The organism is Candidatus Manganitrophus morganii, assembly GCA_021651055.1.
Classification (GTDB): domain Bacteria; phylum Nitrospirota; class Nitrospiria; order SBBL01; family Manganitrophaceae; genus Manganitrophus; species Manganitrophus morganii.
Window position 1 is genome coordinate 3,105,649 of the sequence record JAJHOH010000001.1, and the last position, 23,003, is coordinate 3,128,651.

The 23,003-nt window shown below is 54.0% G+C and carries 19 protein-coding genes; 10 read left to right on the forward strand and 9 right to left on the reverse strand.

The window, feature by feature from the left end:
- Positions 1–37: 37 nt before the first annotated feature.
- From MCM46_14360 to MCM46_14370, 3 genes are read right to left on the reverse strand one after another with little or no spacing between them, the layout of a single operon-like run.
- A complete protein-coding gene (locus MCM46_14360; GenBank protein MCG3112996.1) occupies positions 38–1,753 on the reverse strand; it encodes an adenylyl-sulfate reductase subunit alpha in 1,716 nt (571 codons plus the stop codon).
- Positions 1,754–1,788: 35 nt separating this feature from the next.
- Entirely contained in the window at positions 1,789–2,730 is a 942-nt protein-coding gene (locus tag MCM46_14365) for a sulfite exporter TauE/SafE family protein (GenBank protein ID MCG3112997.1), read from the reverse strand.
- Positions 2,731–2,780: 50 nt separating this feature from the next.
- Entirely contained in the window at positions 2,781–3,245 is a 465-nt protein-coding gene (locus MCM46_14370; GenBank protein MCG3112998.1) for an Rrf2 family transcriptional regulator, read from the reverse strand.
- A gap of 131 nt (positions 3,246–3,376) precedes the next feature.
- Between MCM46_14370 and MCM46_14375 the strand changes: the two genes are divergently transcribed.
- A complete protein-coding gene (locus MCM46_14375) occupies positions 3,377–4,735 on the forward strand; it encodes a hemolysin family protein (GenBank protein MCG3112999.1) in 1,359 nt (452 codons plus the stop codon).
- A 41-nt stretch (positions 4,736–4,776) separates the two neighbouring features.
- The gene (locus MCM46_14380; GenBank protein MCG3113000.1) at positions 4,777–7,131 is read left to right on the forward strand and encodes a GAF domain-containing protein; all 2,355 of its coding nucleotides are present in this window, start codon (positions 4,777–4,779) and stop codon (positions 7,129–7,131) included.
- Here the strand turns inward: MCM46_14380 and MCM46_14385 are convergent.
- Genes MCM46_14385 through MCM46_14395 form a run of 3 tightly spaced genes read right to left on the reverse strand, consistent with a single transcriptional unit; the run spans position 7,098 to position 10,328 of the window.
- A complete protein-coding gene (locus MCM46_14385) occupies positions 7,098–7,949 on the reverse strand; it encodes an aminotransferase class IV (protein ID MCG3113001.1) in 852 nt (283 codons plus the stop codon). The two genes, MCM46_14380 and MCM46_14385, sit on opposite strands and share 34 nt — an antisense overlap.
- A 56-nt stretch (positions 7,950–8,005) precedes the next feature.
- Positions 8,006–9,493 carry an anthranilate synthase component I family protein gene (locus tag MCM46_14390; GenBank protein ID MCG3113002.1) on the reverse strand — a complete coding sequence of 496 codons (1,488 nt, stop codon included), beginning with the start codon at positions 9,491–9,493 and terminating at the stop codon, positions 8,006–8,008.
- A 22-nt stretch (positions 9,494–9,515) separates the two neighbouring features.
- Positions 9,516–10,328: a formylglycine-generating enzyme family protein gene (locus MCM46_14395; GenBank protein ID MCG3113003.1), complete on the reverse strand. Its 813-nt coding sequence runs from the start codon at positions 10,326–10,328 to the stop codon at positions 9,516–9,518.
- A 272-nt stretch (positions 10,329–10,600) separates the two neighbouring features.
- On the opposite strand from MCM46_14395, the gene MCM46_14400 reads away from it, so the two are divergent.
- The 7 genes from MCM46_14400 to MCM46_14430 all read left to right on the forward strand — a co-directional run bounded on the left by MCM46_14400 (position 10,601) and on the right by MCM46_14430 (position 17,484).
- Positions 10,601–11,041, forward strand: coding sequence for a c-type cytochrome (locus MCM46_14400; GenBank protein ID MCG3113004.1), 441 nt, complete (start codon positions 10,601–10,603; stop codon positions 11,039–11,041).
- A gap of 140 nt (positions 11,042–11,181) precedes the next feature.
- Positions 11,182–11,496 (forward strand): c-type cytochrome, encoded by a 315-nt coding sequence (locus MCM46_14405; protein MCG3113005.1) that lies wholly within the window; start codon positions 11,182–11,184, stop codon positions 11,494–11,496.
- Positions 11,497–11,669: 173 nt separating this feature from the next.
- Positions 11,670–12,749 carry a response regulator gene (locus MCM46_14410; GenBank protein ID MCG3113006.1) on the forward strand — a complete coding sequence of 360 codons (1,080 nt, stop codon included), beginning with the start codon at positions 11,670–11,672 and terminating at the stop codon, positions 12,747–12,749.
- 340 nt (positions 12,750–13,089) lie between these two features.
- Entirely contained in the window at positions 13,090–15,750 is a 2,661-nt protein-coding gene (locus tag MCM46_14415; protein ID MCG3113007.1) for a GAF domain-containing protein, read from the forward strand.
- Positions 15,747–16,421 (forward strand): response regulator transcription factor, encoded by a 675-nt coding sequence (locus MCM46_14420; protein ID MCG3113008.1) that lies wholly within the window; start codon positions 15,747–15,749, stop codon positions 16,419–16,421. Before MCM46_14415 ends, MCM46_14420 begins: the two co-directional genes overlap by 4 nt.
- Positions 16,422–16,815: 394 nt before the next feature.
- Positions 16,816–17,037, forward strand: a complete 222-nt coding sequence (locus tag MCM46_14425; GenBank protein ID MCG3113009.1) for a response regulator transcription factor — start codon at positions 16,816–16,818, stop codon at positions 17,035–17,037.
- A gap of 42 nt (positions 17,038–17,079) precedes the next feature.
- Positions 17,080–17,484 (forward strand): response regulator, encoded by a 405-nt coding sequence (locus MCM46_14430; protein ID MCG3113010.1) that lies wholly within the window; start codon positions 17,080–17,082, stop codon positions 17,482–17,484.
- On the opposite strand, the gene prfB is transcribed toward MCM46_14430, so the two are convergent.
- The 3 genes from prfB to MCM46_14445 form a co-directional block, all read right to left on the reverse strand.
- Positions 17,438–18,554 (reverse strand): peptide chain release factor 2 gene (gene prfB / locus MCM46_14435; GenBank protein MCG3113011.1). Its coding sequence is split into 2 segments (ribosomal slippage): positions 17,438–18,493 and positions 18,495–18,554, totalling 1,116 coding nucleotides; the frame shifts between segments, so codons are not numbered across the junction. The two genes, MCM46_14430 and prfB, sit on opposite strands and share 47 nt — an antisense overlap.
- Positions 18,544–20,091, reverse strand: a complete 1,548-nt coding sequence (lnt, locus tag MCM46_14440; protein ID MCG3113012.1) for an apolipoprotein N-acyltransferase — start codon at positions 20,089–20,091, stop codon at positions 18,544–18,546. Before lnt ends, prfB begins: the two co-directional genes overlap by 11 nt.
- A 40-nt stretch (positions 20,092–20,131) precedes the next feature.
- Complete coding sequence (locus MCM46_14445) at positions 20,132–20,710, reverse strand: DUF3105 domain-containing protein (protein ID MCG3113013.1); 579 nt, start codon at positions 20,708–20,710, stop codon at positions 20,132–20,134.
- Positions 20,711–20,893: 183 nt separating this feature from the next.
- Between MCM46_14445 and MCM46_14450 the strand changes: the two genes are divergently transcribed.
- Positions 20,894–22,927, forward strand: coding sequence for a cation:proton antiporter (locus tag MCM46_14450; protein ID MCG3113014.1), 2,034 nt, complete (start codon positions 20,894–20,896; stop codon positions 22,925–22,927).
- The last annotated feature ends 76 nt before the right edge of the window (positions 22,928–23,003 follow it).

Consider the following 23,003-nt stretch of genomic DNA (forward strand, 5'->3'; position numbering starts at 1 on the left):
ACTACACCCTATACCCAACACCCCTACACACCCTGTCCTATGGTTTATATCGATCTCCAGGGATGACCTGCTCGTAGGGCCGTGTCAGGACCTCGATGTTCCCGGTTTTCGGATCGCGCCGGGAGTTGACGAACTTCAGCCAATTCACATCGTCCCGTTCCGGATAATCGGTTCGGGTCTGATACGACGGCCAGCGGGTCTCTCTCCGGTGGAGAAGGTGCTCGACCAATGTCTGGGCGACATCGACCCGGTCCATGATTTCGTGCACCTTCATCAGCTGATGAAGGTCGTTTGCGACCAGGTGATCGAAGTCGGCCGGGAATTTGGCCAGCCGCTGCCGCGCGATCTGGAGCATCTCTTCGTTCATCTCATAATAGGTCGAGGCGCCGCCGGCATACTGCTCCAGCAATTTCTGAAGCCGGGCTTCCATGTCGGTGGGGAGAATAGGGTAGCGCACTTTGCCGGGCCGCTTGATCGCCTCGAAAGCGCGCGCTTCCTCCGCCGCGATCTGCTGATCCGAAACGGTGATCGGCGGCATGTTCGCGATATCGGCCCCGGCGGCCCGGGCGGCAATGACCCCCTCCGCCCAGCATCCGGAGACGAATTTATAAGGGGCGCCTCCGGCGACATCTCCGGCGGCATAGAGTCCTTTCAAAGTGGTCCGGCGCTCGCCGTCGACCCAGTAGCCGGCCTGGCAATGGCCGCCGACGATATAGGGCTCGGTCGTTTGGACTTCGATCGGCTCTTTGGAAGGATCGATGTTGTTGGCGGCCCAATAGAGGACCATCGAGGGATACATGTCGAGATAAGCTGACTTCAGCTCTCGAACCTGTTCCGCCGTGAGGCCGCGGGTGTCGAGATAGACCGGGCCGCGTCCTTCCTTGATTTCCATCAATGGGCCGTACGTCCGATAAGGGGTGGGGGCGCCGTCGCCGCCGAGGTGGGCGTAGCGGGTTTTCATGAACTGCTCCCCTTTGGCGTTGACCTGCGGTGCTTTCACGCCGAGGGCGATCGTGCCGGTCGGGGCGATGGTGTCTTTCGTCCGGAGGGCGACGTAGCGCATCTCGAACGAGGTCATCTCTGCGCCCGCCCGGATTCCCATGGCGTATCCCGCTCCCGTGTTGTAGGGGCAATACCATGTCTTGTGCGAGGCATCGCCCGGATTGTTTGGCCGATAGAGTCCCGCCGCGCCGCCGGTTGCGATGATTGTCGCCTTGGCTTTGACGACATAGAAAGTGCCGTTTCGGAGCGAAAACCCGACCGCCCCCGCGATCCGGTCTCCATCCGTGAGGAGGTTGGTTACGGTGACCCAGTTGTAGACCTGCGCCCCCGCCGAGCGGGCTGCTTTGGCAAGGATCGGCTTGAGCGATTCGCCGTTGATTTTGATGTTCCATCGTCCCCGCGGAAGATAATTTCCCTGATCGTCACAGAGGATCGGCAGGCCCCACTTCTCAACCTTCTTTACGCAATATTCGAAGAGCTCCGACATCGTCTTGACCAGGTCTTCCCGGATCAATCCGCACGAGTCGGACCGGACATACCGGACGAAGCTCTCGGGGGTCTCCCCCTTGTTCAAATAGGCGTTGATGGCGTTCATCCCGCCGGCGAGGCAGCCGCTTCGGTCGATATGGGCTTTCTCCAGGATCGTCACATTCAGTTGCGGGTAACGTTCTTTTGCCTCCACTGCCGCCATACATCCGGCGGTTCCCCCGCCGATGATGAGGATATCGGTCTCGATGATCTTCCGTTCCATAGGCTCCTTTCTGTTGTTACATTTGCTGAGATTGATTATTCTTTCTGGCTCCATCGGCTCTCTACCGGAGAGATGCCCTGAACCGAAGGGATCACCTCCGGTGTTATCTCTGGATTTTCGGATTGGATCTCAATCGGTTTGCGCCGGGTAAAGAAGGTGTAGAGAAGATAGCCGTCGACCACGAGCGCGGAGAGCATTACGCCGTAGGCAAACGGGCTGACGATCAGTTGCAAATCAATCAAAACCCGGGAGAGGCCGAAACCGACGACCCAGACATCGAAGCTCATGCAGATACGACGGAAGGTTTCCGCGTCCATCTGTCGAATCAAGAAGGCGCCGACCGGGATGCCGATGATCACACTCGGAATGATGGTCGAGAGGATCGCCTTGCTTTCGATCGAATAAAGCCCCAGATAGTAATAAGCGAGGGCGGTCAGGCTCGACTCGGCGACGCGGATAATTCCGAGGGCGGCGCGAAACTCCTTTTTCACGAAACCTTGGTTGTTAAAAAAGACGGCGAGGGGAGGGCCGGAGACGGTCGTGACGGAGTAGAGGAACCCGATGCCGGTGCCGAATGGAACGCCGAGGGCCCGCTCCGATTGGATCGGCCTCCGAATTCCCGCCGCCTGAATCAGGATCAGCGGGAGGAGAAAGAGATAGGTGAAGAACTTAATCCAGCCGGGTTGAATCGAGGAGAGGAGATAGCTGCCGATCGCCACGCCGGGCGCCAGACCGGCCAAAATCGGATAAACTCGCCGCCAAACGGTCGGAACGCTTTCTCTATTAATGATGAGGACGTAGATGTTGACGACCACTTCGATCAAGACCAGCGCCGGGTTGAGGATGCGATTGGTATAAAAAATGAGGGCGACCGGGACCGTAATTGAAGAAAAACCATACCCCAGCGCGCCATTCACGACGGCTGCAATGAGTGTGATTGAGATTAGGACGATCGAACTGATATCGATAGGGTTCATGGTTACTTTCTAAGGGGTCTCACTTTTTCATGCTTCTTATGAACGATTCGCTAAATATGAAACATCAACGTCTGCTTTCCTTCCAACTCCTTTTTTCTTTCAGAGAGGTCTTTAAAATTGATCGAATCAAGATGATCTCTCAGCGAGGTGTTTACCTCTTGCCAGACTTCCCTGATGAGGATGTTGTCGATCTCCCCATTGGTCCCATTCAGCGACTCCCGCTGGCGGCGCTGGGCGGAGTCGATTTCGACGAGGGGACCCTCCATCGCTTGAAGCACCTCTCCTAAGCGGATCTGGTCCGGAGGCCGGGTTAAGCGGTAGCCGCCATGGGGACCTCGCACACTCTCGACGAAACCACGCTTCTTGAGATGATTCATCACCTGTTCTAAAAAACGGAGGGGGATTCTCTCTTTTTGGGCGATCGCCCTGACCTGGAGAGGGCCCTCCCCGGAGTGAAGAGAAAGGGCGAGAATGGCTAAAACAGCATATTCACTCTTTGCCGAGAAATGGACCATATACCCTACTATTCCGATAGAGATTAAGTATTTTATAGATTTATAAACGATAGCGCTTCAGCTGTCAAGCGAATTCTTATTCTTGTTCGACCTAGGATTTTGTGCTATGTTAAGCGAAGGAGAACAACTTTATGACACTCGAACTGACGCTGATCGTTATATTAATTCTGATCAATGCGTTTTTTTCGGCCGCAGAAATTGCCGTGATCACCGCCCGAAAGAGCAACATCAAGAGTCTTTCGGAAAAAGGGAATACTCGCGCAGGGATTCTCTATCATCTTCAGAGTGAACCGGAACGGTTCCTTGCAACCGTTCAAATCGGCGTTACTCTGGTCGGTTCTGCTGCTGCAGCCGTCGGCGGTGCCGTTGCCGTGGAGTCGATCCGTCCAATTTTTGACAAAATTCCCCTACTGAATCGATTCAGTGAGGCGGCCTCCATCTCCGTAATGGTCATTGTCATCTCATATCTTTCGTTGATCTTAGGCGAGCTCGTCCCAAAATCGTTGAGTCTGAAGTATCCTGAACAGATCGCCCTGGCCTTTGCGAAACCGCTTGATCTGATGGCGCGGGTTTTAGGACCCTTTGTAAGGATACTGACGACGTCGGTTCGTTTCGTCCTGAAACCGATTGGGGGAAAAGTTATTCCAGGCACCTTCATCTCTGAAGAGGAAATTAAATACCTATTAAAAGAAGGCCGGGAAAAGGGGGTTTTCAACCAGACAGAGCAGGAGCTGATCCATAGTGTTTTTGAGTTTAATGATATTTCTGTGAAAGAGGTGATGGTTCCGCGTCCGAAGATCCATGCCGTCCAGATTGATACCCCTTTCCAAGAAATCCTGAAATATGTGACTGAAAATAAGTTTTCGAGATATCCGGTCTATCGAACCAATATCAATGACATCACTGGAATTCTTTATTTTAAGGATCTCATGTCGGCCTTGATTCAGGAAAAGGCCGTTCATTTAAAAGACCTCCTTCATCCGGCCTATTTCGTTCCTGAAACCATGCAGGTGAGCCATCTTCTAAAGGAGCTTCAACGGCGAAGGATTCAAATGGCCATTGTCATCAACGAATATGGAAGCGTCGAAGGGTTGGTGACGATGGAAGATTTGGTGGAGGAAATTGTCGGTGAGATACAAGATGAATACGACGTTGAGGATCGTCCCGTCGAACGCTTGAAGGACGGCTCCTGGGTGATCGACGCCTCGCTTTCGGTTCGAGACCTCAACACCGATTATGGGCTTCCCATCCCGGAATCGGCTAATTATGAAACGTTGGGGGGATTTGCTCTCTCACAGTTGCAGAATATGCCGAAGGGGGGAGAAATTATTCGATATGGCGATTATAAATTCACCATCGTCGACATGGACGGCCGCCGGATCGCCAAATTGAAAGTTGAAAAAAAACCGGACACAACGCAACCCCAAAGCGGAGGTACTTTGGGGCCCCCGCGGAGTACGGTTCCACACAAAGTATCGATTGACAAATAAGAGGGATTCCCTTATATAAGTCTAAATTTTGGGACCCTCATGTGAAGAACAAAACCAGACCGTATATACTTCCGGCGGTTCTCGTCCTCTCCTTTTCCTATCTTTTATTCGCATATCTGATCACTAGAAATATCTCTCCCGCTTCGATCCCTTTGTCTATTTTCCTTTTCTCCCTGCTGGTCGGCGGGGTTTTATTCGCCCTCTTCCGTTTTGATCATCAACAAGAGCTTCGCTCTTCCATCGAAGATCTTGATGCGCTCAACGAGATTTCGGTATTAATGACGCAAGGGGTGGAGGTCGATGATCTTTTCAAAAAGGTATTTGCAAAGGTGCAGGAACGGCTTCCGGCACTTTCCGCCGGCGCGCTCTTTCTCGTCGATTGGCAGGGAGAAGAACTCGGTCTGGCTGCCTCTGTGGCGCTTCCTCTTGAGTCGATCTCCGATTTAAAAGAACGGCAAGCCAAGTCAGGTTACGGAGTTATCGAAAGGGTTGCAAAGGGAGGAGAGGCCCAGCAGGAGGGTTCTTTACCGTCTTTACAAAAGGAGGGAACGACCCTCTGCGGCGCTGTCCCGCTTCGGTCTTCGGAGCGGGTGGTGGGGGTTCTTTCATTCTGGTCGAGTCAGCCGATGGATCTGACGCCGCGAGAAAAAAAATGGCTTGAGGCGGTCGGCGGACAGATCGGTTTGGCTTTGGAGCGGATTCAGCTTCAGAAATCGCATTTGAGAAGGGAAAAAGAGGCGTTGGCCCTTTTTCAACTCAGTCAGGCGACGACCTCCTCGTTGTCGATCGATACGGTTGTCAAAATTATTTTGAATCATGTCGCCGGTATTACTGAATCGGAGGCGGTCTGGATCATGTTGTATAATCCGATTCAACGGCTCTTGGAGGTGGTCGCCGCGCGCGGTTTTTCGGATCAGATTTCTCTGAAATCGCTCACCCTTCGTCCGGGGCAGGGGGTTTTAGGAGAGGTCTTCGAAAAAGAGAAGTTGATCTTTGTTCCGGATGTGCGGAAAGATCATCGCCTGGTTTATCGGGACGAGACTGAGCGCTCCGGAATCACCTCTATGATTGGAATTCCTTTGATGGTCAAAGGGAAAGCCATTGGGGTACTCGGATTGTTTTGTCCCAAATCGGTGGAGGCGGGGCGGATTCAGCAGGAGCGGCTCGATTTCCTGACGACGATCGCTTCACAGGTTGCCATCGCGATCGATAATGTAAAGTTGTATCAGGACCTGGAGCAGAAGGTGACGGAGCTGCGGCGGCTTCAGGGGCAGCTGATCCAAACGGAAAAGCTTTCCGCCATCGGAGAGCTGGTTTCCGGGGTGGCCCATGAGATCAATAACCCCCTCACGAGTGTGGTTGGGTTTACGCAGCTTTTGCTGGAGACAACCGAGAATCCGCGCGATCGCGAATTTCTCGAAAAAATATTCAGCGAGGCGATGAGCTGTTCCGAAATCATCCGCAATCTTTTGACCTTCGCCCGGCGCCATCCTGCCGAAAAGAGCTATAACAACATCAACGATATTATCCGGAAAGCGCTTGAGCTCAAGCGGTATCAGCTTGAAACCGACGGTGTTGAAATCATCGAGAACCTCTCCGATTCCATCCCTCCCATATGGGTCGATCCGCACCAGATGCAGCAGGTCTTTTTCAACGTCATCCATAATGCGCACCAAGCGCTGCTTGAAAAGAAGAAGTTGAGCACCAGCCCTTTACGGTTGACGATTGCCAGCGAGAGTAGGAATGGTCTTGTTTCCATTTCCTTCCACGATACCGGTCAAGGGATTCTCCCGGATGTGTTGCCGAAAGTTTTTGAGCCGTTCTTTACGACCAAAGAGGTCGGCGTCGGAACTGGGTTGGGGCTCTCCATTTCTTATGGGATCGTCAAGGAGCATGGCGGGGAGATCCTCATCGAAAATTTATTCGGAGAGGGGGTGACCTTTATCGTCACCTTTCCGATCAACGGACAGGGAAGGGATCGGAGAGTGGCTGAGGGGGCCAAAGGGGGGAGCTATGCGGGGAGGAGAATTCTCATCGTCGATGACTCCAATGCGGCCCTGGAAATGTGCACCTATATCTTGCGGTCGGAGGGATTCCGTGTCGAGGGAGTGGAGAGCGGTCGTGCTGCATTGGAGCGGCTTCGGTCGGAGGATTATGATCTGATCTTGACCGACCTCGGGATCGCCGACATGCCGGGACTGGCGTTCCACGATGCGCTTCTTAAAGAGTATCCGGTGATGGCGGAGAAGATTCTTTTCTTGGCCGAGGAGCGGATCAACCCGGAGGCGCGGCGTCTCCTTGAAGAGAGAAAAGTGGAAATTCTCTTCAGGCCGTTCGGGATGACGGCATTAAAAGAGGCGGTTTATCGCTCTCTGATCACCTCTTTGAAGGCTTGATGAAGCCGGCGGGTGATCGGCCCCGGTTTCCCGCTACCGATCGGGTTCCCGTTGATCCGCGTCACCGGCATCAATTCAAAACCGCTGTTCGTGAGAAAGGCCTCCTCGGCTTCGAAGAGCGCGTCGGGCTGGTAGAGTCCCTCCTCGGTCGGAAGATGCTTCTTCCGGGCCAGATCGATGACCACTTCCCGCGTGATCCCCTCCAAAAGCCCCACGGCCGGTGAAGGGGTTTCCAGTTTTCCCCGCCGTACCCAGAAGAGATTGCTCGTCGTCCCTTCGGAGAGATACCCTTCCGGATTCAGAAGAAGCCCTTCGTCGGCTCCCCCTTTTTTCGCCTCTAATTTTGCCATCACGTTATTGAGGAAGCTGGTTGATTTCAGGGCCGGATCGAGCGCCGTCGTCGCGTTCCGCCGGACCTGAACGATGATGGCGGAAATTCCATCGAGATAATATTCCGATGGATAGCCGGTGAACGGCCGGGCCGTGACGACCAGTGTCGGTTTATCGCACAGCGCCGGATCGAGGCCGATCTCCCCCTCTCCACGGGTAAAGGTGAAACGGAGAATTGCATCCCGAAGGGCGTTTCGCTTCAGCGTGTCATAGAGAATGGTCTCAAGCTGAGGAAAGGGAGGAAGGGGAAGTTCCAATCGCCGGGCCGACCGGGCTAATCGTTCCAAATGCCGCGAGAGATGGAAGAGGACCCCATCGTAGGCGCGAAGGGTTTCAAAGAGACCGTCCCCATAAAGAAAACCATGATCGAAGACGGAAATCTTTGCCTCTTCTTTTCGGACAAATCGATCTTGGAGGTAGATCCACATCTAATCGGCCGTGAAGGGGGAGGAGTGGGGCGTCAGGGCCTGGCGACTCACGTGTTTCATGGTTCCAGCGCCTTTATCAAAGCGGCCGCCTTCTGAAGGGTTTCTCGGTATTCTTTCTCCGGATCGGAGTCGGCGACGATGCCGGCACCCACTTGAAAGGTCATCTCCTCTCCCTGCCGGACCCAGGTCCGAATGGCGATGTTTAGATCCATCTCCCCTGTAAAGTCGATATAGCCGACGGCCCCGGTGTAAATGCCCCTGGCGCGTTTCTCCAGCTCGGAGAGAATCTCCATACAGCGAACCTTCGGAACCCCCGTGATCGTCCCTCCCGGGAAAAGCGCCTGCACGACCTCCGTCAAGGTCATCTCCGGCCGAAGCTCTCCGTGGATATTTGAGACCAGGTGAAAAACATGCGAGTATTTTTCAAGCGACATCAACTCGTCCACTTCGATCGATCCGTATCGGCAGACCCTTCCAAGATCGTTCCGTTCCAAATCGACCAGCATCAGATGCTCTGCCCGTTCTTTCTCGCTTTTATAGAGGGATTGAATCATCCGCTGATCCGCTGCTTCATCTTCCCCGCGCGGATGGGTTCCGGCGATGGGTCGCGTCGAGACGTGGCGTTTCCCTCCCAAGGTGCTTACACGGACGAGCCGTTCCGGCGAGCCGCTTGCAATCTGAATCGAGCCTAAATCGAGATAAGCGGAAAAAGGGGAAGGGTTGATCTCGCGAAGCCGCCGATAGATCCGGAAAGGAGCGGGAGCGGGGAAAACGATACGAAAACGGTGTGAGAGATTGGCCTGGAAAATGTCTCCGGCGGCGATATACTCCTTTGCCTGCAGGACCATTTTAATATACTCCCCTTCCGAAACCTCTCCTTCAATGGCCGGCGAAAAAATTTGCAGTTCGTCTTCTTGAGATGGTCGGGGAGAGCGGAGCCTCGATCGTAAATCGGCCAGTTTTTTTCGCCCCTCCCGATGAACCGATTCTTCTGATCTCCCCATTTTGATCTCGGGAAGGGGATTATAGACCAGATAGAGTTGTTCCCTTGTATGATCGAGGAGGACGAAGAGATTAAAGAAAAGGAACAGGGAATCGGGAAGGGTCCGATTTTGGACCGAGGGGGCGGGGATGTTCTCCCACTGCCGGACCAGATCATAGCTGAAGAATCCAGCCGATCCTCCTTGTAGGAACGGAATTTCAGAAAGGGACCCTTCGAGAGGAGAAGATTGGAATCGATCGAGCCATTGCTGAAGATGGGAAATCGGGTTTTCCTTCTGAAAGTAAGTGTTTCCCACTCCTTCGCCGAGCGTTTTGAATCGACTGGTTTCTTCTTTGCTCCGGAATTCGGCAAATGGGTTTCCCGCCAGGAGTGAAAATCGCCCATTAAACCAGCCCCCTCGCATCCCCTCAAAAAGAACGGCGTGTTCCTTCCACCCGAGCCGCTCAAAGAGGGCTGTCGCCGACGTTCCTTGAATAGGAAGCGTTTCGATAATGAGATCCCTACTGGGGCGGTCCACTATCAGGCGATCGGAGGGGATCATTTATTCTCTCTCTGAGATTGAACTAACTGGGGCGGACGCATCGGAAGCCGACATCGCTGATGGTGGAATCGGGAGGAGCGTAAAGGCGGAATGAGACGGTTGAATGATGTTTTACCAACTCTTTTTGGACATCCGGGGGGAAATGGCCGATCGCCGACCAAGAATTGCCTCGAATCACCTTGAGTTGTTTTCCATACTCCTTGCTCTGATACTTGCTTCCGGGATAGGGATGATACCAATCGGCCGTCCATTCCCAGACGTTCCCGATCATATCCACCGCGCCGTAAGGACTTTGGCCTGCGGGATAGTGGCCGGCGGGGGTCAGATCTTGAGATTGTCCGCCGACATTTGCCTTCATCGGATCGAATTCACTTCCCCAGGGGTATCGTCTCCCGTCTGTACCCCGTGCCGCTTTTTCCCATTCCGCTTCGGTCGGGAGCCGGCCCTCCTTCCAATGGCAGTAGTCCTGCGCATCCTGCCAGGGGACCATCACCACCGGATAAAGATCACTCCCTTTCAAGTATTGTCCATCTTCCCAATGGCCGGGAGGAGCGCGCCGCGTCGACCGAATAAATTCGGCGTATTGCGCGTTGGTAACTTCGGTCCGGTCGATATAATACAGCGGCAGGTAGACCTTGTGAGCCGGGCCTTCATCGACAAACCAGGGTTTGACGATCCCCTGTTCTTCCGCAAAATGCGCCTCATCGACCTCATCGGTTCCCATCATAAAATCACCGGCGGGAACGGCGACCATTCCTTCCGGAGGGCGACGCGAACAAGCAAACAAGAAGGCGGTCAGGATGAGGGCAAGGATATTATTTTTATGATGGATCATCCGCAGGGTCCGATTTTGAGTGAGCCGATCTTACTGAATCAGGAATGAGGTGTCAAGTTTTGCAAAAAAGACTTGACACTCCGGGGGTCAATCGATATAGTATCGCCTTGTTATTCCGAAAAGGTCACTTGTCCTTCCAGCTGAGAATTCTTAACAGTCAGAGCGCGGGAGCGAGTGTTTTTCACTTTCTGAGATCTCTACAAGCACCAGCAATACCGGATCAGTAACACCAGACAGCAGAGCTTCATTAGAAATAAACAAGGAGGAACAAAATGAAGTTTGGACGGATCGGTTTGGCAATGCTCGTTGCAACAGCGTTTAGCGTGAATATCGGTTCGGCGGCAGAAAAAGATCCCACAGCACCGCGTGTTCCTGCGGACCAGATGGCGGCCGCAAAAGCGTGGAAGAATCCACAGAAAGCGACCCCTGATAATATTGCCAAAGGAAAAGAGATCTTCAACGGAAAGGGAACCTGCTTCACCTGCCACGGAAATGAAGGACGCGGTGACGGTCCTGCCGGCGCGGCCCTTGATCCCACCCCCCGCAATTTCCACAATCCGAAATTGAAGGGCAAGACGGATGGTGAGTTTGCTTGGGTGATCAAGAACGGCAGCCCCGGCACCGGGATGATCTCCTATGTCCCCGGCGTGATCAGCGAAGAAGAAATGGCGCTGGTGATCCTTTTTGAGAGAAGCCTGCACGACCAGCCATAAGTTCGGATGCATGAGAGGTGTTTAGAAGGTTTTTCCCAATCCTTTTGACTTTGGTTTTGATGGCCTCCTTTGCGTTTTCAGCCGAGGAGGAACTGGCAAAACCAAGGGTTCCTGCGGATCGTCTGAAAGAGGCTCAGAGTTTGAAGAGTCCCTTTAAGCCGACTCCGGAGAACATATCGAAAGGAAAAGCGCTCTTTGAGGGAAAAGGAACCTGTTTCACCTGTCATGGCAAGGAAGGGACAGGGGAAGGGTTGGCAGCCGCAGGGCTGGATCCTCCCCCCCGCAATTTCACAAGCGCCGCCTTCCATGCGATGCGTACGGATGGGGAACTCTTCTGGGTGATTAAACATGGGAGTCCGGGAACGGCGATGATGCCGATGGTCGGAAGCGTGATCACCGATGAAGAGGCCTGGTTGGTGCTTCTCTATGAGAGAAGCCTCGGCCGAAAAAAATAGTAAAAGGGGGAGCTTTCGCTCCCCCTTTTTTTTTGGAGATTAGGTTTGATGTTTCGGTACTGATAGGAGGGCGGCTCGTGACTCGTCCCTACCGATCAAGAACCCTCCATCGTTGACAGTGTTGGCTTTTTTATTCTAGAATACGTAGCAGATTTGTGAATAATTGGGCTTTAATGATGGAAAAAAAAGGAACGATCTTAATCGTAGATGACGAAGAAAATATCCGTGACATCCTCTTCGAGGTTCTCTCCAATGAAGCATATGAGTGTCATCGCGCCGAAGGGGGTGAAGAGGCCCTTTCACTATTAGGAGAGAGGTCTTTCGAGCTGGTGTTGTCGGATATCCTCATGCCCGGCATGTCGGGGATTGACTTGCTGAAAGAGGCCAAAGCGGCCGATGCCGATTTGTCGTTCATCATGGTCACCGCCGTCCATGCGGCGGAAACCGCCATTGAGGCAATGCGGTTGGGTGCCGACAATTATCTCATCAAACCTTTCAATTTGGATGAGGTGATCCTGAGTGTCGAGAAGGCGCTTCAGCGTCGAAGATTGATTATCGAGAACAGAGAGTATCAACTTCACCTTGAAAAAAAGGTGGAGGAGCGGACCCGTGAGCTGCACGATGCCTTAAAGAAGATTCAGGCAAGTTATCGGGCCACACTCGAAGCGCTCGGCTCCGCACTCGATACCCGCGATATCGGCACCCATGCTCACTCAAGGCGGGTGACGCATTATGCCCTTCTTCTAGGGCGCACTCTCGGCATGAGCGGTCAAGAACTGGAAGTGTTGGAGAGAGGGGTTTACCTGCACGATATCGGCAAGATCGGCATTCCCGACGATATTCTCCTCCGGCCTGGAAAGCTGACCAAGCAGGAGATGGAGATCATGATGACCCACGCGGAATTAGGAAAGCGGCTGCTCTCCAGGATCGACTTTTTGAGGGAAGCCTCCGAGATCGTCTACAGTCATCAAGAGCGTTTTGACGGGTCCGGTTATCCAAGGGGGCTGAAGGGAGAGGAGATTCCGCTGGGGGCGCGCGTCTTTGCAATTGTCGATGCGCTTGATGCAATGACCTCCGATCGCCCCTATCGAAAGGCGCTCCCCTTTGAGGCGGCGCGTGCGGAAATTATACGCTCGGCGGGGATCCAATTCGATCCTGAGATTGTCCGTGTTTTCATGAGCATTCCCAAAGAGCAATGGCTCAGGGTGCGGGAGCGCCCCCTTCTCTATGAGGAGGAGAGGGAAGTCGCCTAAATATTTTGCTGTGCGGTAGAGAGGATTTCCGCGCGGAAGGCTTGCCGCATGATCTCTTAGAAATCGGCTCGGAGCGCCGTCCGGGACAGTGCTTTTCGGACGAGAGGATCACTTCTTCCTTGATCAGGCGATATTCAAAATCGCTTTGACATTCAGAGGGATCTATGTTAAAGTCACCGCCGACTATGATCCGCATCCAGTCCCTCTGGATGAACTCAATTGCGGCAGACACCCTCACTCATGAACTGGCCAAGAGAGGAAGTTCCACCCCCTTACTATCGCAGAGGCAAGTACCATACGATTTTGAAGGACACAGGGTGTGAGCGGGTAAGGATTAAGGATGTACGAAGAACAGGTACCTGTCCCAATGGAGGAAGACAGCGGAAGCTCCTTCAGTAATTCGGCCGATTATGAGCCTCCTCCCAGTGAGAATCGTGCGTCATCCTCTCCCTTTGAAAAACTAGAGCCGATTCTTCAAGTTATGGCGGACCATGCCGAATTGGTTCGCGATCCCCCCCAATTCTTAAATCTCCTCTTAGACCAAATCTTCAAAGTCCTCGGCTCGGACATTCTTCTTCTGTTTAGCCGGGAGGAAAAAGCGAAGGAGTGGGTCCTTCTTTCCCATCGGGGAATGCCGAAAGATTTCGGGAAGAATGGTTTTATCCCTCGCGCCTGGCAGTCTCTTCCGACGATCATCCTCCAGCAGGGCCCCGCCCTTTTTTCTCATGAAATCTCAAAAGATCCCGTTTTCATCGGTCAGATCATCCGGGGGATGAACATTCAGAGCTTCGGCGGAGCCACCCTCCAGTCGGAAGGGAAAGTGCTCGGGTCGCTCTCGGTCGGTTATGCGAAGCCCGATGCAATGACGCCGAAAGATCGAGATCTCTTTCTGATGATTGCGAAGCTGATTTCCCCGTTTGTCACTCAACAACAAGGCGTCCCCTCCGCCGCCGCGCCGGAAACGCCCCGTTTGACCGCCGGTCTGGATCTCAGCGGCCGGATCGTTTCGATCAATTCCGAATTCGCTCAATTCCTCGGTTATGAAAAAGAACAGGTCCATCGGACCCCCTTTTCTCAGCACCTGACCGCGACGGGACTGAGCACCTTTTCCGGCCAGGTGGAAGCCCTCAAGTCGGGTCAAAGGAATCTTCCCCCTTTCCATCTGGAAGTCTTAAGGCGTGGCGAGTCAAGGCGGATTCTCAATGTCCAGCTCTCGCCATATCTAAAAGAGACCAAGATGGCCGGCGTGACGATCTCAGCACAAGATGCAACAGAGATCGACGTCTTGGAGAAAGATCTCTCCGATAAGAAAATCGAACTGAATCTGTTGGAGTCGCTTTTTGCCAGCCTCAGCCGCTCCTTCCAGGAAGGAGATGTTTTCCGGACTGCTTTAGAAAAAATCCTCTCGCTGATGAATATAGAAGGAGGGTATCTTCTCCGGTTCGACGATAAGAAACAACGATTCCTCCTGGTTGCGCAAAAGGGCCTATCTCCCGAAAAAGCGCAGCGCCTTGAAAAACAGGGGGCAAAAGTCGGCGAAAATGTGATCGGAAAGATTGTGGAGAAAAAATCACCCACCCTTGTTGTCGCGGAGGATGTGAAGGGCCCTTTAAAAAAGAGATTTGTCGGAGAGGACGGTCTTCTCGCCTATATGGGGGTGCCGATCCAGGCTTCGGGACAGATTTGGGGGACCCTCTCCTTGTTCAGCAGGAGCCGGCTCTTCACCGAAAGTGATCTGGGCGTCCTCGGCTTCGTCGGCAGAGAGATCGGCTTTACCATCGACAATATGAAATTGTTCGATCAGGCGCGCCAGCGTGTCGAAGATCTGACGATCATGAATGAGGTTAGCCAGTCGATCACGAAAAGTCTTCACCTCGATCAACTGCTCTCTTCGGTCGCCAACAGCCTGACCCGGATGATCGGGGCGAGCAACTGCTATATTTTCTCCGTGGACGACAAACGAAACCTTCTCTACGGCGTGGCCGCGTCGGATCAGCGGGGGGACGCGATCCGGAAGGTGGAAATCAAAATGAATGAGAATACGCTCCTTTCCCTCACGGCGAGGGAGCAACACTCCTTTGTGATCGAGAACGCCCCGCAAGATCCGAGGATCAGCAAGAAGTGGATCGATCTTTTTAAGTCGCGATCTCTTTTATCGGTCCCCCTCATTATCAAAGAGCGGGTCATCGGGGTGCTTCTTCTAGATGAAACCCGTTATTTCCGACAGTTCACTCCGGAAGAGATCCAGAAGATCGTCACGATGGCCAATCAGGTCTCGGTCGCCATTGAAAATGCCACCCTTTATCAGGCGGTGACCAAGCACATGGAGCGCCTGCAGACCCTCTCTTCCGCGATCGTCAATATCCAGGAAGAGGAGCGGCGTCGGATCGCTCAGGAGCTGCATGATGAAGCGGGGCAAGCGCTGACCGGAATCAAGATGAATCTCGAGTGGGTGGAAAAGGAGCTTCCCCCTTCCGAGAAAGCGGTCCGGGAGAAAATCGAGGAGGTCAAATCCCAGGTGGGAAAGATCATGGAAGAGCTCCGGCGACTCTCCTACGATTTGCGTCCCGCCATTCTGGACGAACTTGGCCTGGTGCCGACGCTCCGCTGGTACATCGAGGAGTATTCGAAGCGCACCCGGACCGCCGTCCACCTCCAGACGACCGGGCTGCAGAAGCGGCTCTCGGCGAAAATCGAGATCCTCCTTTATCGGGTGATCCAAGAGGCCCTGACCAATGTCGCCAAACATGCGCAGGCGGAATCGGTCATTCTTTCCCTGGAAAAAAAGGATGTCCATATCCATCTCTACATCACCGACGACGGAAAAGGCTTTGAGGTGAAGCGCTACTTTTCTTCTCCGCCGATGATCCGGCGGGGTCTCGGGATTTTGGGAATGAAGGAGCGGGTCGAATTGGCGGGGGGGACCTTTTTCATCGACTCGGACCTGGGACAGGGAACGCGGATTTCAATCAAGGTTCCGATCGTAAAGAGGGGATCGTGACGAGAAAAATAAAGCTCATGATCGCCGACGATCATACCATCGTCCGGCAGGGAATGAAAAAACTTCTTGAGACCTATCCGGAGCTACAGATTGTCGGGGAGTCGCAAGACGGCGAGGAGACGGTGGAAATCGCCATGCAGCTCCTTCCCGACCTGATCATCATGGATATCAGCATGCCCGGCCTCAACGGCCTGGAGGCGACCCGCGAGATTAAAAAGCGGCTTCCCGAAATGAAGATCTTGATTCTCACGATGCATGCGGAGAAGGAATATATCTTCAAAATTCTTCAATCGGGCGCTTCGGGTTATCTGCTCAAAGGCTCTCCCATCGAAGAGCTGGTCTCGGCGATCCACGCCGTGGATCGGGGGGAATCTTATCTGAGCCCCGCCGTTTCAAAGTCGATCATTGAAGATTATGTCGGCGGTGGGGTGAGACGGCCCGTCACGACGCGGTCTCAACCGCTGACGACCCGAGAGCGAGAGGTCCTTCAGCTGATTGCGGAGGGTTATACCAGCAAGCGCATCGCCACCCGACTCTCTCTTAGCGCAAAGACCATTGAAACGCACCGGTCCCATATCATGCAAAAATTGAATATCCACAACGCAGCCGGATTGATCCGATACGCCATTCAGAAAGGCTGGGTTGAAGGACCTCACGCGCAGGAACTGTAGCGCACCGCCCTAGGTGATCCCCGCTTTTGCGCCTTCCCGTTTGCTTGAACGACCGTCAGGGACTCCCCTGATTTACAAATGAATCGCAATCAGTTATAAGTATTAGCGTTTTTACCCTCAGATGGAATATCCCTTGTCCGGATCACATCTGGTTTGCCCCGGAATCGACGGGTAAGTTGCGGGGTCGGTCCCCGAAAAAGGTCGGATTGGCGGGAAGGGTTAGAGCGGTTGTCCGGTTATCCTGGAAAACTGGTTTTGATGATGGAAAGACGAAGGCATCGGCGAAAGTTCCATCCGTTTTTTTCCTCACCCTTTTTAATCCCATTTTTTAACACGATTGTTTCCTCCCCTTGGATCATAACCTATTCATGTTGAACGCATAAAGAGGAAGAGAATGCCGGAAAAGAGATCGTTAACGAAGCGTGAAACCGAAATTGTGCGTCTTGTCGCGGACGGCTTTAAAAATAGGGAAGTGGCGGAAAAGCTTCAGATTAGTGTTAAGACGGTGGAGACCCACCGGGCCAATATCATGAATAAACTTGCCCTCAGAAACCTGGCCGAGTTGATTCGATACGCGATTCAAAAAGGATTGGTTAAAATCGATCAAGAAGCGTAACATGGCCGATCGCGCAGGGCATGGATGCCATCAAAAGGGATCATGGCCAAGAGAATCCTGATTATTGACGATGAGCAGCTCCTTCTCGATCTGCTCACCCACCTTCTGTCCAAAATCGGATATGAGGCGGACCAGGCATTGGACAGTCGGGAAGCGGCGAGCAAATTAAAAGATCAGAAGTATGACGCCATTTTTCTCGACATGAAAATGCCGCTGATGGACGGGAAGGAGCTTTATTTTAAGATTCAGGAACGCTTTCCCGACATGGCCAAGCGGGTGGTTTTTATCACCGGAGATATCGCCAACCCGGAGACGGTTTCATTCCTCGAAGAGACCGGCAATCTTTTTATTCAAAAGCCGTTCACGATTAAGGAGGTCAAGAACCTCCTCGACGGTTTTTTCATGAACCCGAACGCTTCTTCTGCCCCTTCAGATATTCCTCGATAAACGGATCGATCTCCCCGTCCATGACCGCCGTCACGTTTCCCTTCTCAAGGCCGGTCCGGTGGTCTTTCACCATCTGATAAGGCTGAAAGACGTACGACCGGATCTGATGCCCCCATCCGATCTCCTTCTTCTCCCCCGCCCCGGTCAATTTTGACAACGCCGCCTCTTTTTGCGCTTGCTGGATTTCATAGAGCCGGGATTTCAAAACGGTCATCGCCACCGCTTTATTCTGGAGTTGGGAGCGCTCGTTCTGGCATTGGACGACGACGCCGGTCGGCAAATGGGTGATCCGCACCGCCGAAGAGGTCTTGTTGACATGCTGCCCTCCGGCGCTGCTGGCGCGATAGGTGTCGATCCGAAGATCCTTCTCGTCGATCACCACGTCGGGATCATCTTCGATTTCAGGAGAGATAAAGACCGATGCGAAGGAGGTGTGTCTCCGTTTATTGGCGTCGAACGGCGAGATCCGAACGAGACGGTGAACCCCGCTTTCCGATTTCAGATATCCGTAAGCGTACGGTCCCTTCACGGAAAAAGTGACGCTTTTGATTCCCGCCTCTTCTCCCGGCTGCAAGTCTAGGGTTTCGATCCGATACCCTTTCCGCTCGGCCCAGCGGACATACATCCGCATCAGCATCTGCGCCCAGTCTTGAGATTCGGTTCCCCCCGCCCCCGGGTGGAGGGTGACGATCGCATTGTTGAAATCTTTCTCGCCGGAGAGAAGGGTTTCGATCGTGAACTGATCGATCTCCGATGTGAGCCGCTGAAGATTGGCCTCGATCTCTTTCTCAAGCGAAGCATCCGCCTCCTCCTCCGACAGCTGCAACATTACGGAGGTCTCTTCGAAGCGGGTCTCAATTTCGTTCCAGCGCTTGATCTCCTTCTCGAAGCGTGACTTGAGGGCGAGCTTATTCTGGGCGACCGACGGATCTTTCCAAAAATTGGGATCGCTCGATTCGGAGGTTAATTTCTCGATCTGTTCTTGATGGTCGGCGAGGTCAAAGATGGCTCCGGAGCTGTTCGAGTTCCTGCCGCACCGCTTCGAAGTTCTGTTGTAATTCAATCAGCATCGGTTTTTCTCCTCTTTTCTCGATAAACAAACGATACAAATCCCAGGGCGATTATAACACAACCGATCGCGAAAACATCTCCGTAGGCGGTGTAGAGGGTCCGTCGCGTGCCGGGGTGAAGCGATTGCGTCAGCGCCGCCTCGGTGAAGAGGGGGCTCTGCTTTATGATCCGCCCATGCGCGTCGATAAAACCGGAGATGCCGGTATTCGCCGCGCGGGCGAAGGGAACCCGATTTTCGATCGAGCGAAAGACCACCATCGAGAAATGCTGGTAAGGGGCCGCGGAATCGCCGAACCAGGCGTCGTTCGTAATCGTCGTCATCACCGTTGCCCCGTTTTGGGCGAACCGCCGAACCACCTCGGGGAAGATCACTTCAAAACAGATCACCGTTCCAACACGCGTTCCGGCCACCTCCATCACCGTCGCATCGCGTCCGGGGATGAATTCTCCGATCCCCTCCACCAGTTTATTGACAAAGAAGAGAATGGAAGAAAGAGGGACATATTCTCCGAAAGGAACCAGGTGAATCTTATCGTAGCGCCCCACCACCTCGGCGGCCGGAGAGAGAAGATAGGCGCTGTTCAAAAGCGCCATCTGTCCCGAGGACGCCGGCGTGAAGGCGGGGCTTCCGAAGAGAAGATAGAATTTCCCTTCTTGGGCGAAGTCGAGCAGCTCGTTTCGAAGGGTGGCCTCCGTCTGAAAAAAGAAAGGGGCCGCCGATTCCGGCCAGACGATCAACTCCGGAGGCGTGCTTCCTTTTTCAACAGAATCGAGGGAGAGACGTTTGTACTTTTGAACCGTCTCATCGCGCAGGCGGACATCCCACTTTTGATCCTGCTCGATATTTCCCTGGACCACCGCGACCGTTACGCTTCGCGCTTCTCCCATCGGCTGATCCAAGCGATAGAGGCCGTATCCGAGGCTGAGGAGGAAAAGCCCTCCGGCCAAAATCAGTTCACGCCATGCCATCCGATGCTCGATCCATCCCTCCCGGATCGCTTCAAAGAGGCCGACATTGACCAGCACGATCAGAAATCCGACCCCGTAGATGCTGGCGAGATCGGCGATCTGAATCAAGGGGAGAAAGCGATATTGCGAATAGGCGAGAGCCGCCCAGGGAAAACCGGAGAGAAGCTGTCCGCGGGCATATTCCAGCGCGACCCAGAGGACCGGAATCAGCAGAAGCGCCCACCCGCGCTTTTTTTCAAAGAGAAATCGGCTCGCGGCCGCAAAGAGTCCGACGTAGATCGCGCAATAGGCGACCAAGAGTAACATCAGCAGATAGCTGATCGGCTGGGGGATCTTGCCGTACCGGGTCATGCTGATCGTGACCCAGGAGAGGGTGCCGGAAAAATAAACCAATCCGGCCGTCCAGCCGATCAGAAACGATCGGGCCGCAGAAACATTCCGGACAGCGAAAAAAAGGGGGATGAAGGCGACCCAGGCGAGCGGAAAGAGTTCCCAGCGTGGAAAACTGAGGGCGAGAAATAAACCGGATAAAAATGCCAGCGCGAAGGGGAGAAGTCGCCTCTTCACAAGCGCCGGATTCGATGGGAGCGATGGAGCGGTGGGGCGTTTATTCTGTGTGGCGCGGATGGTGGTCAATCCCGACGTATGCCTCAATAAAGCGGCGGATTCTGGCTTCGTCAAATTCATTCAGTCTGTCGATTTTTCCCCAGGCCGTCAGCGCGATCGGCGTCTCCATGCCGGGGTAGGGGGCGACGATGAGATGCCCAAAACGGTTGTTCTGCGGAGTCATCTGGGACATCTTGAGGTACTCTCTTCCAAGATTTTCCAACTTCTGGATCATCTCCGCGCAATTTTGGCAGTCGTATTGAATCATGACGCCGCCGTCTTCCAGGTTGTGTACTTGAAGTTCGTTGGGAATCTGCTGCCGATAGATCCCCCATTTTGCAACGAAGGGGACATGCGGTCCGGAGGTCGGCGGCTTGCTGTTATAAGGGGGATGGGGGGAATCGATCGATTGGATATGGTCGTTGCCGAGAGAGGGAATCGAGACCCCGGGCGTTTTCTCCAGCGCTTTCTCGGTTTTTTTCTCCGCGCCCTTGGCAGGCGCTTTCGGGGCCGCCTGCAGCGGTCCGTTCAAGAACAGGATCAAGGCGAATAAGATCGTTCCGATCGATGTTGTTCTCATCTCCTCCTCATATTTTATTTTGGGTTCGTATGATAGCCGATTCTATCAAAATGTAAAGTGAAAAGATAGGCGGCCTCCTCGGCGGCGGAGATATGCCGACGCGATATGTTTTTTTTCTGATCGATTGAAAAAGTAAGACGAGCTTGTTAGGATGTAATATCCATTCTTATTCGACGGAGGGCCATGCGGGACATTATTCTTCTACAAGATTTAGCCGTTGTGATGATTGTGTCGGGTCTGGTGACGGTTTTCTTCCACCGGTTCCATCTTCCAGTGGTGCTCGGCTACATCCTTGCCGGCTTCATCATCAGTCCGCACACCCCTCCCTATCCGCTCATCAGCGATGAGGCCTCGATCGAGACGCTGGCACAGTTGGGAGTGATCTTTCTGATGTTCGCCCTCGGCCTCGACTTCAATCTTCGGAAACTCAAACAGGTGGGGAGCGCGGCGCTCAGCGCCGCGATATTGGAGATCCTCGTGATGGTCTGGCTCGGCTACGAGGTGGGGCAGCTTTTCGGCTGGGGAAAGATGGATTCCCTGTTTCTCGGCGCGATCCTTTCGATCTCCTCCACGACCATTATTTTGAAGGCGCTTGAAGAGCTCGGGAAAACCAAGGAGAAATTCGCCCAGATGATCTTCGGGATCCTGATCGTCGAGGATATCCTCGCGATCATGATCATCGCGCTGCTTTCAACGGTCGCCGTGACCGGTTCACTGCAGTTGACGGAGGTGTTGCTGACGGCGGGGCAGTTGGCGATCTTTCTGGTGGTCGCGCTTGTCTTCGGTTTGCTGGCGGTGCCGCGGCTTCTCCGGTATGTCGCCCGATACAGGAGCAATGAGATGCTCTTGGTCACCGTTCTCGGTCTTTGCTTCGGATTTTCATTGCTGGCGGTCAAGTTCGGCTATAGTATCGCGCTCGGCGCTTTTATGATCGGCGCCATCATCGCCGAGGCGAGGGAGATCGGGAAAATCGAACATCTGGTCGCCCCGGTGCGAGATATGTTCAGCGCCGTCTTCTTCGTGGCGATCGGCATGCAGATCAACCCGGCCCTCCTGGCGCAGTATACGACCCCGATTATCGTCATTACACTTGTCGTGGTGGCCGGGAAAATCGTGACCTGTACGGTCGGGACGCTGATTGCGGGACACGATCTTCGTACCTCGATGCGGGTCGGAATGGGTCTGGCGCAGATCGGGGAGTTCTCTTTCATCATCGCCTCGCTCGGCATTACGCTCAATGTCACCAGCCAATTTCTCTATCCGATCGCGGTGACCGTCTCCGCGGCGACGACACTCCTGACCCCTTTTTTCATCCGAAGCGCAGACGGGTTTGTCAATTGGTTCGATCGAACCGCCCCCAGGACGCTGGTCGGCTCTTTGAGCCTCTACGCCGACTGGATCAAACGGCTCGGAAGCACCGCCGAACGAAGCCAGGCGAAGCGTCTTGCCCGGCGGCTGGCCTGGCAGATCGGTTTGAACATGGCCTTGATTACCGGCGCCTTTTTGGTGGCCGCCTACCTGGCCAAACGAATTGAAGCGCCCTGGCTTCCCGAGTGGATCGGAGGGGCCAAGGCGCTGGTCTGGTTGATCACCCTTCTGATCACCCTTGTTCCGCTCCTCGCCACCTTCCGAAAGTTTCAATCGTTGGGTTTCCTTCTTGCCGAGATCAGCGTCCGCCGCAGCGGCGCAGGGGTCCGGGCTCCGGCGATCCGAACCACGATCGCCAATACCATTCTGTTTGGAGGAACCATTTTCCTGGCGCTCTGGATCCTTCTGATCAGCGCCACATTCCTCCCTCCCTGGCCGGTCCTCTTTGTCTCCCTGATTTTGATCGCCGCGGTCTCGTCATTGCTTTGGCGGAAACTCTCTCGAATCCACAATCTGGCCCAAGTCGCCCTGGATGAGGTCTGGTCCCCGTTGCCGCCCCATCCTTCGGAAGGTTTGTCTCTTCCGCTGCTGGCGAATTTGAAGGAGGTCGAGTTGGATACCCTCTCGATCCTGGAGCGATCCTCGGCCTCCGGAAAGCTGATCAGCGAGCTCCAGCTCCGGAGCAGAACGGGGGCGAGTATTATCGTGATCGAACGGAATGGAGATCGGATCATCAATCCCGATCCGAGCGAAGAGCTCCGGGCCGGCGATAAACTCCTCCTTCTCGGGGATCATCGTCAGCTCGAGGAGGCGCGACGGATTCTGTTCGGCGCCAAGAGCGCTTCCTGAAGAAATCGACCCGGAGAGTTGACTTTTCAAACAGATCCGCTATACTCAAAAGCTTGTTTTTCCTTTTTTCTTCAGC